At 66.6% G+C, this 488-nt stretch carries 1 pseudogene; it reads left to right on the top strand.

The features are described 5' to 3' along the window. Positions 1-488: pseudogene (locus MOV61_RS30230) on the top strand (DNA polymerase III subunit gamma/tau); the annotation flags it as partial.

The raw sequence follows: 488 nt of genomic DNA, 5'->3' as shown, positions 1-488 counted from the left end.
ATCGCCGAGACCGTGCGCGGCATGCTGGGGCTCGCCGACCGCGCCCGCATCGTCGACCTGTTCGAGCATATCGTGCGCGGCGACGTGACGGCGGCGCTTTCGGAATTCACGGCGCAATACGAGGCCGGCGCCAATCCGGTCGTGGTTTTGACGGACCTTGCCGACTTCACCCATCTGACCACCCGGTTCAAATATATCCCCGACGCCGCCAACGATCCTTCGATCAGCGAAGTGGAGCGTGTGCGCGGCCGGGAATTTGCGGAGGGCGTGGCGGTGAGCACCCTGTCGCGCATCTGGCAGATGCTCCTGAAGGGCATTCCGGAAGCGGAAAACTCCTCGCGCCCGGCGGGTGCCGCCGAAATGGTGCTGATCCGGCTGACGCATGCGGCCCATCTGCCCTCGCCGGAAGATGCAGCCCGCCGTCTTGCCGATTTCTCCAATGGCGACGGCCAGCGGGCGCCGGCTCCGAACGGCAATGGCGGTGGACG

Origin of the sequence: Neorhizobium sp. BETTINA12A, from assembly GCF_023006485.1 — a bacterium.
In the GTDB taxonomy this organism is placed as follows: domain Bacteria; phylum Pseudomonadota; class Alphaproteobacteria; order Rhizobiales; family Rhizobiaceae; genus Neorhizobium.
The sequence above is the reverse complement of the archived record's forward strand: the minus strand, read 5'-3'. Positions and strand labels throughout refer to the sequence as shown.